Annotated in this window: 10 protein-coding genes; 5 read left to right on the forward strand and 5 right to left on the reverse strand. The window is 56.5% G+C overall.

Annotated features, from left to right (window positions below):
* Position 1: 1 nt before the first annotated feature.
* From mrdA to CVU69_00405, 4 genes are all read right to left on the reverse strand, one after another.
* Entirely contained in the window at positions 2 to 1,969 is a 1,968-nt protein-coding gene (gene mrdA, locus CVU69_00390; protein PKN13668.1) for a penicillin-binding protein 2, read from the reverse strand.
* Complete coding sequence (gene mreD, locus CVU69_00395) at positions 1,959 to 2,495, reverse strand: rod shape-determining protein MreD (protein ID PKN13669.1); 537 nt, start codon at positions 2,493 to 2,495, stop codon at positions 1,959 to 1,961. The genes mrdA and mreD overlap by 11 nt, the downstream gene beginning before the upstream one ends.
* On the reverse strand, positions 2,492 to 3,331 hold the full coding sequence (locus CVU69_00400) for a rod shape-determining protein MreC (GenBank protein ID PKN13670.1): 840 nt from the start codon (positions 3,329 to 3,331) through the stop codon (positions 2,492 to 2,494). Before CVU69_00400 ends, mreD begins: the two co-directional genes overlap by 4 nt.
* Before the next feature lie 75 nt (positions 3,332 to 3,406).
* Positions 3,407 to 4,450, reverse strand: coding sequence for a rod shape-determining protein (locus CVU69_00405; GenBank protein ID PKN13671.1), 1,044 nt, complete (start codon positions 4,448 to 4,450; stop codon positions 3,407 to 3,409).
* A gap of 195 nt (positions 4,451 to 4,645) precedes the next feature.
* Between CVU69_00405 and CVU69_00410 the strand changes: the two genes are divergently transcribed.
* From CVU69_00410 to CVU69_00430, 5 genes are all read left to right on the forward strand, one after another.
* Positions 4,646 to 6,586 (forward strand): hypothetical protein, encoded by a 1,941-nt coding sequence (locus CVU69_00410; protein ID PKN13672.1) that lies wholly within the window; start codon positions 4,646 to 4,648, stop codon positions 6,584 to 6,586.
* A gap of 6 nt (positions 6,587 to 6,592) precedes the next feature.
* Positions 6,593 to 7,480, forward strand: a complete 888-nt coding sequence (locus CVU69_00415) for a phosphoribosylaminoimidazolesuccinocarboxamide synthase (protein PKN13673.1) — start codon at positions 6,593 to 6,595, stop codon at positions 7,478 to 7,480.
* 121 nt (positions 7,481 to 7,601) lie between these two features.
* Entirely contained in the window at positions 7,602 to 10,550 is a 2,949-nt protein-coding gene (locus tag CVU69_00420; protein ID PKN13674.1) for a peptidase M16, read from the forward strand.
* A gap of 118 nt (positions 10,551 to 10,668) precedes the next feature.
* The gene (gene amrB / locus CVU69_00425; GenBank protein ID PKN13675.1) at positions 10,669 to 11,457 is read left to right on the forward strand and encodes an AmmeMemoRadiSam system protein B; all 789 of its coding nucleotides are present in this window, start codon (positions 10,669 to 10,671) and stop codon (positions 11,455 to 11,457) included.
* Positions 11,435 to 12,016, forward strand: a complete 582-nt coding sequence (locus CVU69_00430) for an AMMECR1 domain-containing protein (protein ID PKN13676.1) — start codon at positions 11,435 to 11,437, stop codon at positions 12,014 to 12,016. Before amrB ends, CVU69_00430 begins: the two co-directional genes overlap by 23 nt.
* Before the next feature lie 25 nt (positions 12,017 to 12,041).
* Here the strand turns inward: CVU69_00430 and CVU69_00435 are convergent, their stop codons facing one another.
* On the reverse strand, positions 12,042 to 12,647 hold the full coding sequence (locus CVU69_00435) for a TIGR04211 family SH3 domain-containing protein (protein ID PKN13677.1): 606 nt from the start codon (positions 12,645 to 12,647) through the stop codon (positions 12,042 to 12,044).
* Between the last annotated feature and the right edge of the window lie 22 nt (positions 12,648 to 12,669).

Consider the following 12,669-nt stretch of genomic DNA (forward strand, 5'->3'; position numbering starts at 1 on the left):
ATTAGTCTCCAAAGGGCGACACGGCCGCCGGCTCATCAGGGAGGGGAGGGATCGCCTCAACCTCTTCCGGGAGTTCAGAAGGGGAGACTTCCGGGTCGAGGGTTTCCGGGGCGGGTGCTATGGGTTCGGCTTTGAGCGCCGGCGTGACCACATCCTTGAGTCCGAAATATTCGGCAAAGATGGCGCGGGCCACCGGGGCGGCAGCACTGCCGCCGTGACCACCATGTTCGACAATCACCGCCACGGCGATCTTCGGTTTGTCGACCGGGGCATAAGCCACAAAGAGGGCGTGATCGCGCAGTATTTTTCGATCGCCATTGGCGACAGCGGTCTTGCTTTGAATGACCTGGGCCGTCCCGGTCTTGCCGGCTATCCGCAGGCCGGGGATCCGACTGGCGGCGCCGGTTCCGCCGGCTTCATGGACCACCGCCTCCATCCCGGCGCGAACGCTGGCAAACATGCCTGGTGGTACATCAAGAATGTTGAAAGTGTCGGGGGCAGTGTTAAAAATGACCCGGCCGTTGAGGTCTTCGATGCGCTTGACCACCTGCGGGCGCAGAACTTTCCCGCCATTGGCAACCGCGGCAGTCATCACTGCCAGCTGCAGAGGGGTGGTTAAGACATACCCCTGGCCGATGGAGGCAATCGCCGTTTCACCGTTGAACCAGCTCTGGTTAAAACGTTTCTTCTTCCACTCTTTGGTCGGGATCAGTCCCTTCTTGACGCTGTCGAGGGGGAAGTCGTAGTTTTGCCCCATCCCCATCTCCAGAGCGGTGGCGGCAAGCTTGTCAATGCCGAGTTTGAGACCGACTTCATAGAACCAGACGTCACAACTTTCTTTGATTGCCCGGCGTAAATCGACGCTGCCATGTCCGTCGCGCTTCCAGCAACGGATGACTTGATTGTGTTTGCCGATGGTGATGCTGCCGCCGCAGTGAACGGTGGTCCCGGCGGTGGCGGCGCCGTTACGCAGCGCGGCAATGGCGGTAACGAGTTTAAAGGTCGAACCGGGGGGGTACTGACCGGAGATGGCGCGGTTCTGCAGCGGTTTGAGCGGGTCGTCGCGTAGGGCATTCCATTCTTTGAGTGAAATCCCGCCGGAGAAGAGGGCCGGGTCGAAGGTCGGCCGGCTCGCCATGGCTAAGACTTCGCCGGTCTCGACGTCAATGGCGACGGCGGCGCCGCTCTCTTCGCCAAAGGCTTCTTCGGCAACTTTTTGAAGTTGACTGTCGAGGGAGAGATAAATCTTCTTGCCAGGGACCGGTGCAAATCCCTGTAGCTGGCGCAGTTCGCGGCCATGGGCATCGACTTCGACGCGGCGTTCGCCGCTGATGCCGCGCAGTTCCTTTTCGAGATGCTTCTCCAAGCCGGTCTTGCCGACCATGTCGCCGGGGCGGTATCCAGTGAAATTGGGATCTTGCAGGTCCTTTTCGCTGATCTCGCCGGTATAACCGAAGAGGTGTGCGCCTCTTTCCTTCTGAGTATAGGTGCGTACCGGTATAACCTTGATCATGACGCCGGGGAGATGCAGATCGTTCTCCTGGAGGATCTCCATGGTGTCGCGACTGATGTCGTTGACAAGTGGGGCCGGCAGGTAGGGGGGATAGCGTTTAAGTAAGGTGTATTTCCGCTGCAGATCGTTGTAGGGAACACCGAGGAGCGTGCTGAGGCGCAGTAGCAGGAGATCAGGGTCCTCGATCTCCTGACGGATGAGGGCGACGCTGAAGGAGGGACGGTTCTCGACGAGGAGCTCGCCGTTGCGGTCGAAGATTGTGCCGCGCGGCGGTTCGATGGGGATGAGGCGGGTGCGGTTGCGATCGGAAAGGGAGACATATTCATCGCTCTGGATAACCTGCAGATACCACAGTCGGCCGAGGAGGAGGAGAAAAAAACTGGCGGCGACCAGGGAGAGAACATAGAAGCGGCGGCGCAGAGCGGATGCAGATGATCCAGGAGAATTAAGCCCCATGAACACCCTCCCGCAGGTGGTCAAAGCCGGGGATCGACAGTCGTGGTGCGAATCGTCTTCGCAGACCCGTAATCAAGGAGATGAGAAGAAGGGCGGTGAGGACATTAATACTCCCCTGAAAGGTGGCGCGCTGGAGAAGGAGGGGGGTCATCCGTTGCAGATCAGCAAAGCTGCCGAAGAGGATCATTAGTCCACTCTGCAGCAGGGAAGCGCAAAAGACCATAAAGAGCAAAAGGAGGGGGCTCTCAGTGTTCACTGCTTGTATGGAAGAACGGCCGACGATGAAGATGCTCAGATAGATGGTGGCATGCAACCCGAAATGTGTGCCGCCGCAGCTGTCGAGAAGAAGGCCGATTCCCCAGGACAGGAAAGCGCCACGCATGACATTTTCAGTCAGACACAGATAGACGACTAAAAGGAGCAGGAGCTCGGGCTTGAAGTAGTGGGGGAGGAGTGTCGGCAGCAACGTCGTTTGACCAAGCAGAAACAAGAGAGCACAGGTCAGGAGAACCAGGAGGCGGGTCATGGTTTGCCGACGGGGAGAGAGGATGGCACCTCGGTAGAGAAGATGACAAGGACCTCTTCCAGATGCTCGAAGTCGACAGCCGGTTCGACTTCGACGGTTTGGAACATATCAAAGCCCCGCTTGTCGACGCGGGTCACGGCTCCGACGATCAGTCCTTTGGGGAAGCCGCCGCCGAGACCGGAAGTGAGGAGGAGATCGCCGACCTGCACATCGTCGGTGAGGGGGAGATAGTCGAGGCTCATGCCGTCGCCGTCGCCGCGGCAGATGGCACGGGCACGCGTCCGCTCGGTAATAGTCGAGAGTTTCGATGCGGCATCGACAACCAGAAGAACCCGCGAAGAATGGGGAGTAGAGGTGACGACCCGGCCGACGACCCCGTAAGCGGAGACAACGGCCATCCCTGAGCTGATCTGGTCCGAGCTGCCGCGGTCGATGGTGATGCTGCGAAACCAGCTGGTGGCATCGACGCCGATCACCCGGGCAGTCACCATCCTTTCTTCCCGCTGCGCACTGAAAGAAAGGAGTTTTTTCAGGCGCTCATTCTCCTTCAGTCGTTCTTCATGACCGACGAGTTGTTCCTTGAGCAGCGCGTTTTCGTTACGCAGACGGGCCGTTGTTGCCTCCGGGGAACCGAAAAGGTTGGTGCGGACCGCCATGACACCGTCGCCGACGAGCATGACACTCTTTTGCAGGGGGTAAACAACGGTGAGGAGTTTGCGCTCGAGCGACGAGGGGGTATCTTTGTGGCGCAGGTGCGAGCTGTAATAGCTCAAAGATGCGATCAGAAGGAATCCGAGGGAAACGAGTCTCCAGTATTTTTTAAACAGTTCGCGCATGTATTAACGTCGTACGGCGGCACCAGGAAAGTCGGTGCCGCCGTAAAGAAGAGTTCCGTCAGCGACAGTCTGTGACTAGTTGCGGGTGGTGACCTGTCGCAGCAGATCGAGTTCGTCGAGAACCTTTCCCGAGCCCAGGACGACACAGGAGAGAGGATCGTCGGCGATAAAGACCGGCAGCCCGGTCTCTTCGTGAATCAGTTTGTCGAGCCCCTGTAAAAGGGCGCCGCCGCCGGCCAGGGTAATGCCGTGATCAACGATGTCAGCGGCCAATTCCGGAGGGGTTTGTTCCAGGGCGACACGGACCGCATCGACAATGGCATTGATCGGTTCAGAAATTGCTTCGCGGATTTCGACCGAATCGATACTCAGCGTCTTGGGGATACCGCTGACCAAGTCCCGCCCTTTGATATCCATGGTTAGAATTGCCGGATCAGGATAGGCGTTGCCGATGCGCATTTTGATCTCTTCGGCAGTGCGTTCGCCGATGAGCATGTTGTATTTTCGTTTGATGTACTGCACGATCGCTTCGTCGAGTTTGTCGCCACCGACCCGGACGCTCTTGGCGTAAACAATCCCGGCAAGGGAGATAACCGCGACCTCGGTTGTGCCGCCGCCGATATCGACTATCATGTTGCCGGAGGCTTCGGTGATCGGCAGGCCGGCACCGATTGCCGCCGCCATCGGTTCTTCGATCAGGTAGACTTCGCGGGCGCCGGCCGATTCAGCGGATTCTCTTACCGCCCTCTTTTCGACCTGGGTGATTCCGGAAGGGACACAGATGACGATGCGCGGCCTTACCAACGTCTTGCGATTGTGGACTTTGAGGATAAAGTGACGCAACATCTCTTCGGTGATGTCAAAGTCGGCAATGACGCCGTCCTTCATCGGGCGAATGGCAACGATGCTGCCGGGGGTGCGGCCGAGCATCTTCTTGGCTTCCGCCCCGACTGCTAGCACTTTTTTCTGGCCGTTATAATCTTTTTGTACTGCGACCACCGACGGTTCGCTGACGACGATCCCTTTGCCTTTGAGGTAGACCAGGGTGTTGGCGGTACCGAGATCGATGGCGAGGTCGTTGGAGAACATGCCGAGGACATAATCAAATATGTTGAACATTATAAGTTGAAGCTCCTTTCCTCGGCCGTAGCCGGCATCTTCGACTAAGAGTGAAAATGCAGGTCACCGTAACAAAATCATCAAGGCATTTCAAGGAGAAAACTTAAAAAGGGAGTTGCATTTCGACCCCTCTTTGTCTAACATCGGGGAGTTTTTTAAGCCTTTAATAATCAGTTTGTTTGTGAGGAGCCTCAAATGCTTGGAATTATTCGTCAAAAACAAAAATCTTTCTTTGTGCAGATTGTCTTTTGGGCAATTATCGCTACCTTTGTCGGGACGATCTTCCTCGTCTGGGGCAAAGGGGATGATGCGTCCTCTTCCAGTGATGATTTTGCCGCCAAGATCAACGGCACCACCATTGCAATGATCGACTATCAACGTTCCTATGAAAATATCTATCGCATGTATCAAAATCTTTACGGCGAAGCTTTTACCCCGCAGATTGAGAGTACTCTCAATCTGCGCAAGGTGGCTCTCGATTCTTTGATCGATCAGATGCTGTTACTGCAGGAAGCTGAGCGTTTGAAGCTGAAGGTCAGCAAGCAGGAGATTGTTGCGGCGATCGCCGCGATTCCTGCTTTTCAAAGTAACGGCGCTTTCAACCGCGATCTATATGTTCAGGTATTGCGCGCCCAGCGTTTAACGCCTGACCAGTACGAAATGATGCAGGAACAAGAGCTCCTCGTCGAAAAGGCCCGGCAATCTCTGGGGGGCGGAGCCGTGGCGAGTGATGTCGATGTTGAGTTGGAGTACAAAGAACGTAACGAGAAGGTGAATCTGGCGCTGTTACGAATCGATCCGGTCCTTTTTGAGGGGAAGGTCAAGGTCGACCCGGCCGGTCTGGAGAATTTCTTTGCTGAACGAAAAGATGCATTTCGCCTTCCTGAAACCGCGAGAATTTCTTATCTGATCGTCGACAGCAAGCCCTTTGCTGCCAGTGTCGAACTGAACGATGCCGACCTCGAAAAATATTATCAACGTCATATTGACCGCTTTGAAGTCCCTGAGCAGGTACGCGCCGCACATCTTTTGATTCGAGTGCCGCAAGCAGCTACGGCAGCGGTGCAGGCCGAGAAGCGAGCTCTTATCGAAAAATTGCGGGAGCGGGCGTTGCAGGGTGAAGATTTTGCAGCTTTGGCCCGGACGTATTCAGAAGATACCGGCAGCGGTGCACAAGGCGGCGATCTCGGCTTCTTCGCCCGCGGCATAATGGTCCCCGCTTTTGAAAGAGCCGCTTTTTCCCTGAACGTCGGGTCACTCAGCGAGGTAGTGACGACAGACTTCGGTTATCACCTCATTCGTCCGATTGCTCGTCAAGAGGCGCAGATCAAGCCTCTGGCCGCAGTCATTGAAGAGGTCCGGGCCGGGGCAAAGGCAGAGAAAAGCCGGGAACTGGCGCTGGAAAAGGCCATGGACCTTTATAATGTTAATCGTAAAGGCGGTTCTCTCGACGCGATTGCCCAGGAATTTGCCATCAAAGTACAAGAAACCGCTTTCTTTCCCGCAGACAAGGCAGCCGTGGCGAATACTCCCCTCAGTAAAGAGGTGGCTAATGCGATCTTTGCCCTGCAGCCCGGCGAGATTGGTCGCCCCACTCTTGTACCTCAGGGGGTTTTGTTCTACGCGTTGAAGGAGAAGCGCGCGGCTCATATCCCTGAGCTGACGGAAGTCCGTCCGGCGGTGGAAGCCGCTTATCGCCAAAGCAAGGCGAAGGATCTCGCCCGCAGCGAAGGGAATCTGATTCTGGCAGAACTTCGCGCCGGCAGTGATCTTGTGGCCGCGGCAGCGAAGCGCTCCCTGCCCGTGAGTGAAACCGGCCTCTTCCCCCGCAGCCAGACCTTCTTTGTGCCGATGGTCGGAGCCAATGAAGAACTGAGCAATGCCGCTTTTGCTCTGACCGCAGCTGCACCGTTGCCGGCCAAGACCTTTGATGTTGATGGCGATATTGTTGTAGTGCAGCTGAAAGAACGACAGAATGCCGAGCTTGCCGGCCTGACGACGCTGGTCCGTGACGAAATGCGACAGGCAGTGGTCGAGCGCAAAAAGCAGGAGATTCTCGAAAAAACTCTTAAAGATCTACGAGAAAAAGCACAGATCGAATATTCTGCCGCTGTGGTCTCAGACCAGAAAGGATAATAATTCATGTCCGTTATCATGCAGACCAATTTTCCTGATCTCAAGCTGATCACGCGCGGTAAAGTCAGGGATATTTACGATCTCGGCGAACATCTTCTCATAGTCACCTCGGACCGGATTTCGGCCTTTGATGTGATTATGAATGAAGGGATACCGAAAAAAGGGCAGGTCCTCACCCAGATTTCGATCTGGTGGTTCAAGCAGATGGTGGATCTCATTCCCAACCATATCATTGCCGTCGATGTCGATGATTTCCCGGTGGAAACACACAAATATCGCCAGGAACTCGAAGGTCGCTCGATGTTGGTGAAGAAGGCTAAACCGCTGCCGGTCGAATGTATCGCCCGCGGCTATGTCTCCGGATCCGGCTGGAAGGATTATCAGGCAACCGGAGCGATTTGTGGCATTCCCCTGCCGGTTGGCCTGCTTGAAAGCGCTCAGTTGCCGCAGCCGCTCTTCACCCCTTCGACCAAAGCGGATCTCGGCTCGCACGACGAAAATATCTCCTTTGCGACGACCGTCGAATTGTGTGGGGAAGAGATTGCCACCCAGATTCGCGATACGACTCTGGCGATTTACAGCCGGGCCCGGGATATTGCCGCAGAGCGGGGTATCATCATTGCTGACACTAAATTTGAATTCGGTATGTATGAAGGTAAACTCCTCTGGATCGACGAAGCTCTCACCCCGGATTCCTCCCGTTTCTGGCCGAAGGATCAATATAAACCGGGGGGAGCACAGCCGAGTTTCGACAAACAGTTTCTCCGCGATTACCTTGAAACTCTCGATTGGGGGAAGACCGCGCCGGCGCCGGCGCTCCCCGAAGAGATTCTCCGCAAGACCGGAGAGAAGTACGAAGAAGCTCTTTTCCGTTTGACCGGTCTCAAGCTTTAGTCTCGCGGTCTTTCTCCTGACTGTGCAACGTTGTCTCTGCGGCGGTGGCGACTCTTCGCCACCGCCGTACTCATTCTGATTCGTACCTGATCCCCTTCTCTGACTTCTCCGGAGTGCTCTGATGCCCCTTTCTTTTTCTCCGCCGGGTTCGACCTTCTCCGGTTATATCGTCCGTGCCCTGCATCCTCTTCCTGAACTGAATGCTACCATGATCGAATTGCGACACCAGGTGACCGGGGCGCGGCATGTCCACATCCAAACGCAAGACCGCAACAACCTGTGTGCCATCGGTTTTCGCACTCCACCCTCTGACTCCAGCGGCGTTGCCCATATCCTCGAACACACCACGCTTTGCGGTTCCCGGCGTTTTCCGGTGCGCGATCCCTTCTTCGCCATGATCAAGCGCAGTCTCAATACCTTCATGAATGCCATGACCGCCAGCGACTGGACTTTTTACCCCTTTGCTTCCCAGAATCCTCAGGATGTGCGTAATCTTCTGGCCATCTACCTCGATGCGACCTTCTTCCCGTTGCTGCGGGAAGAGGATTTCCGCCAGGAAGGGCATCGTCTCGAATTTACCGATCCTGGTGATCCTTCAACGCCGCTGCAGCGCCGGGGGATTGTTTACAATGAGATGCAGGGGGCGATGGCTTCTCCGTCTTCACTCCTGTCGCGGCGGATGAGTCGTGCACTTTATCCGCACACTACTTATCACTTTAATTCGGGGGGGGAACCTTCGGAAATCCCCAAGTTGACCTGGGAAGATTTGCGGGCTTTTCATGACGATTACTATCACCCGTCAAATGCCTGGTTCTTTACTTACGGTAATCTCCCGCTGGAAGGGCATCTGCAGCAAATCCAGGACGAAGTCCTTTGTCACTTCGGCCCACGGCAGGTGGAGAGCGCTATCCCGCCAGAGACGCGTTTATCGGCGCCAAGGGAGGTGGTCGAATTTTATCCAGTTGAGACTGAAGAAGACGCCGAAAAGAAGACCTTCGTCCAGATCGGCTGGCTGACCTGCGATGTCGTCGATAGTTTTGAACGTCTGGCTTTGTCGCTGCTGTCGAGCCTGCTTATCGGTAATCCGGCGGCGCCCCTATATCGGGCCCTCCTGGAATCGCGCCTCGGTGAAAATCTTGCGCCCGGTTGCGGCTACCACGATGATAATCGTACCACCGCCTTTACCGTCGGCCTGCAGGGCTGCAGCAGCGCCAGTGCGGCAGAGGTCGAGCCGTTGATCCTGACGACTCTGACCGACGTGGCGGAGCAGGGCTTCACTCCGGAGCGGATCGCCGGAGCGATCCAGCGCCTCGAATTCGAACATCGTGAAGTGACAGGGAATTCCTATCCCTATGCCCTCACCCTCCTCTTTCGTATGCTCGGCCCGTGGTTGCATAATGATGATCCCCTGTCAGGACTCCAGTTGGGGGCCAATCTTGAGCGCTTGCGCAATGAAATCGCTGCCGGCCCTTTTTTACAGAATCTCATCCGTCACTGGTTTCTTGAAAATCCGCATCGCGTGACCCTGATCCTTGCTCCTGATACCGGGCTGCGCGCTCGTGAAGAGGCGGAGATTACTGCAGAATTGCAGCGCGTGAAGGCAGAGTTGCCGGCTGCGGCGGTTGAGGCGTTAGTGACGGCTGCACAGCAGTTGCAGGCCGAGCAGGAGCGGGAACAGGATCTCTCTTCCTTGCCAACCCTGACGCGGGCAGATATCCCCCGGAAAGAGGAAGCTCTTGCCCCTCTTTATGGCGCGATAGAGCAAGGAGTTGCCCATTTTGTCGCCCCGACCAATGGCATCGGTTATGTCGCAGGACACTTTTCCGCCGAGCGCGTGCCCCCTAACCTTCGCCCGTTTCTACCGTTGTGGTGCGCCCTGTTGCCACAACTCGGCGCCGCTGGATCTTCGTATGTGCAGATTGCCGAACGGATCGAAGCCCAGACCGGCGGGATTCAATTCTCCTGTGAGATTCTCGACGATATCCATTCAATGCAGCGCTTTACTCCAGTCATCGCGATGCGAGGTAAGGCTCTTCTCCCTTTGCAGGAAGAGCTTTTCCGACTGCTCGGCGATTTCTGTACCGCCCCGGACTTCAGCGATCGCGAACGTTTATCGACACTTTTGGGGCAAGTCCAGGCAAATCTGGAAAATTCGATCGTGACGGCCGGACACAGTTATGCTGCCCGGGCAGCGGCAGCACATCTGACGGTGGCGGCGCGCCAGCGGGAAGAATGGGGGGGGATTTCTTTGCTGCAGCGGGTGCGTGCCCTCGCCGGCAACGCAGAGACTTTGAGCCGCTTTGCCGGTGATCTGGCAGCGATCAGCGCTGCCCTGATCGATTCTTCGACACTGCACTTCGGGGTGACGGCTGAAGCGGGAAAATTTGCGGCGATCGATGTCCCACTGGCCCACTTTCAACAACGTTTGCCGCTCCTGCCTGCCAGCCACAGTGTCCCGCCTCCTTTGTCGCCGCAGTCCGTTCGTCTCGGTTGGAGTTTTAACACCCCGGTTAATTTTGTCGCCCAGGTCTGGACCGGCGTTCCCTTGGCGCATCCGGACGGTGCAGCCCTCTCTCTGCTGGCAAAAATGTTACGAGCCGCATATCTGCATCGGGAGATTCGCGAAAAAGGCGGGGCATACGGGGGGATGGCGAGTTACGATGCGGAGTCCGGCCTCTTCTCCTGCCTTTCTTATCGGGATCCCCACTTGCTGCGAACTCTGGAGGTCTTTGTCGCGGCAGCCGAGTGGGGCGCGAGGGGGATGTTTAGTGCTGCTGATCTCGAAGAAGCCCTGCTGGCGGTCTTTGCCGAACTCGATCGCCCTCTTTCGCCCGGCGGTTGTGGTGCCCGTGAGTTTGCCAACTGGCAGCAGGGTTTGACGCTGGAAATTCGTCAAGAGTGTCGCGACCGCCTCCTGGCGGTGACCCGGAACGATTTGATGCGCGTGGCTGAACTCTACCTTCTCGAACAGCGCAGCCAGAGTGCGATCTCTGTCATCGCCGGTGAAGAGACCTTGCTGCGTGCCAATGCCGAGACGAAAGAGCACCCATTCACTCTTGCGCGGATTTAAAAGCGGCGGATTATTCTTTGCATCGCTAAGAACGTCTGGATTTTACCGGAAAGTATGCTAGCTTTCGGAAAGAGAGAGCTGTTCAGCGGTGCAAATTGTTACAAAGTTGGAGGAGACGATGACTTCGACCCGTCCCCCGGTAGTGGATGGCAGCTTCTATCCGGCTGATGCCCGGCAGTTGCGCACCCTCATAGCCTCCTTCCTTGGAGCTGTGCCGGCCGTTTCTCCCCCTTGTCCAAAGGCGATTATCGTGCCCCATGCCGGCTATATCTATTCCGGGTCGATTGCCGCCACTGCTTATGCGCGCGTTGCTTACGGGCGTGACACCATTCGGCGGGTTGTCCTCCTTGGCCCTGCTCACCGTCTTGCCTTTCATGGTCTGGCGTTGAGCAGCGCCGATTCCTTTACCACTCCCCTCGGTTCTGTCCCCCTCGATCGCCCGTCGAACATTGCGCTGTTGTCCCTGCCGGGCGTGCAAATTCTCGATAAGGCGCATGCGCTCGAACACAGTCTGGAGGTGCAGCTCCCGTTTCTCCAGGAGGTGTTGTCAGATTTTTCCCTTGTCCCGATTGTGGTCGGCAATGCCCCGGCAGAGGCTGTTGCCAAGGTCATTGAGGCGCTGTGGGGCGGGCCTGAGACTCTGGTCGTGATCAGTTCCGATCTCAGTCATTATGAGGATTATGCGACGGCGAAGCAGCATGATGCCGCGACGTCGCAGGCGATCGAAAAGCTTAATCCTGAAGCCATCGATTATCATGATGCCTGCGGCCGGTTGCCGATGAACGGCCTGCTGCTGGTGGCGAAAAAGTTGGGATTAACCGTAACCCCCTACGATCTGCGTAACTCCGGGGATACTGCTGGCGACCGGGATCGGGTTGTCGGTTATGGAGCTTACGGTTTTGTCTGAATGTCGTTTGATTCGGACGGATCAGCTTCTTCTTCTTGATCTGGCGCGCGCGTCGATTCGCCATGGAGTGCAGGCGGGGCGCCCTCTCATGGTTGTCCTGGAAGAGCTGACTGACGAATTGGTGATGCCGCGCGCCAGCTTCGTCACTCTGGAGAAAAACGGCCGGTTACGCGGTTGTATCGGTTCCCTCGAAGCTTGGCGCCCCCTCGCCGTTGATGTCGTCGAGAATGCTTTTGCCGCAGCTTTCCGTGATCCCCGTTTTCCTCCGGTGCAAGACGACGAAGTTGAGGAACTGGAAATTCATCTCTCCCTGCTGACCCCGCCGGTCGCCATGACCTTCAGCTCTGAGGACGATCTTCTTGCCCAACTCCGACCCGGGGTGGATGGATTAATCTTATCGGACGGTCACTGCCGCGGTACTTTTCTGCCGTCGGTCTGGGCTGAATTGACGACCCCGCAGCTCTTTTTAACGCAACTCAAACGTAAAGCCGGACTTGCCGCCGATTACTGGTCGCCCGGCGTGCATATCTGTCGATATGAGACGGAGATGATTGAATGATAGTGCCGGGGAGGGGATGGTACGGTCAGTAACGGCGTTTCGAGCGGGAGGATTTGCCGGCAAACCAGCCGAGAAGCAGAATGGCTGCACCCGCCAGAAACCATTGTAGTTGACTGATATCGGTCAGATCCGGCAGGAGACCTTTCTCCTTGGCAGTTTCTTTTAGCTTGGCAACTTCTTGCAGAAGCTGATCCCGTTCTTGCTGGAGGGTCGTAATTTCAGCGCGACTCTTTTCCAGTTCTTGCGACTTTTCGGGAGTGGCGAGGACTGCCGGCGTCGATTTCAGCTGTTCTACTTCGGCACTCAACTCGGAAATGCGTTGCTGTGCCGCTGTCAGTTGCTCCTGTACGGCGCTGGTCGCTTCTATTGTTCTTTCTGGCGGTGTCGGAACGAAATATTTGCTGCGGGCAAAACCGACCGTGCCGGTCGGGGATTTGATCTTGAGAAAGGACCCATAATCTTTGACCACCTCAACCTGCATGCCGGTCGTTAAATATTCCAGGGGGAGGGAGGTGTCGTCTTGGGCGGGCCGCAGGGCGATGATCAGTTGGTCGGTGACGTAACGGCTTTCTGCATGCGCCGACAGGGCGAGAGTCAGGATCAGGAAGGAGAGGACAATGATTCGCTGCATAATGCGCTCCTTGCGGGGCGGC

It is taken from the genome of Deltaproteobacteria bacterium HGW-Deltaproteobacteria-4 (assembly GCA_002841765.1).
GTDB lineage: Bacteria > Desulfobacterota > Desulfuromonadia > Desulfuromonadales > UBA2197 > UBA2197.

Bases quoted from the DNA above. Each gene is read 5' to 3' on its own strand.
- mrdA (PKN13668.1), bottom strand. From the start codon at position 1,969: ATGGGGCTTAATTCTCCTGGATCATCTGCATCCGCTCTGCGCCGCCGC.
- mreD (PKN13669.1), bottom strand. From the start codon at position 2,495: ATGACCCGCCTCCTGGTTCTCCTGACCTGTGCTCTCTTGTTTCTGCTT.
- CVU69_00400 (PKN13670.1), bottom strand. From the start codon at position 3,331: ATGCGCGAACTGTTTAAAAAATACTGGAGACTCGTTTCCCTCGGATTC.
- CVU69_00405 (PKN13671.1), bottom strand. From the start codon at position 4,450: ATGTTCAACATATTTGATTATGTCCTCGGCATGTTCTCCAACGACCTC.
- CVU69_00410 (PKN13672.1), top strand. From the start codon at position 4,646: ATGCTTGGAATTATTCGTCAAAAACAAAAATCTTTCTTTGTGCAGATT.
- CVU69_00415 (PKN13673.1), top strand. From the start codon at position 6,593: ATGTCCGTTATCATGCAGACCAATTTTCCTGATCTCAAGCTGATCACG.
- CVU69_00420 (PKN13674.1), top strand. From the start codon at position 7,602: ATGCCCCTTTCTTTTTCTCCGCCGGGTTCGACCTTCTCCGGTTATATC.
- amrB (PKN13675.1), top strand. From the start codon at position 10,669: ATGACTTCGACCCGTCCCCCGGTAGTGGATGGCAGCTTCTATCCGGCT.
- CVU69_00430 (PKN13676.1), top strand. From the start codon at position 11,435: ATGGAGCTTACGGTTTTGTCTGAATGTCGTTTGATTCGGACGGATCAG.
- CVU69_00435 (PKN13677.1), bottom strand. From the start codon at position 12,647: ATGCAGCGAATCATTGTCCTCTCCTTCCTGATCCTGACTCTCGCCCTG.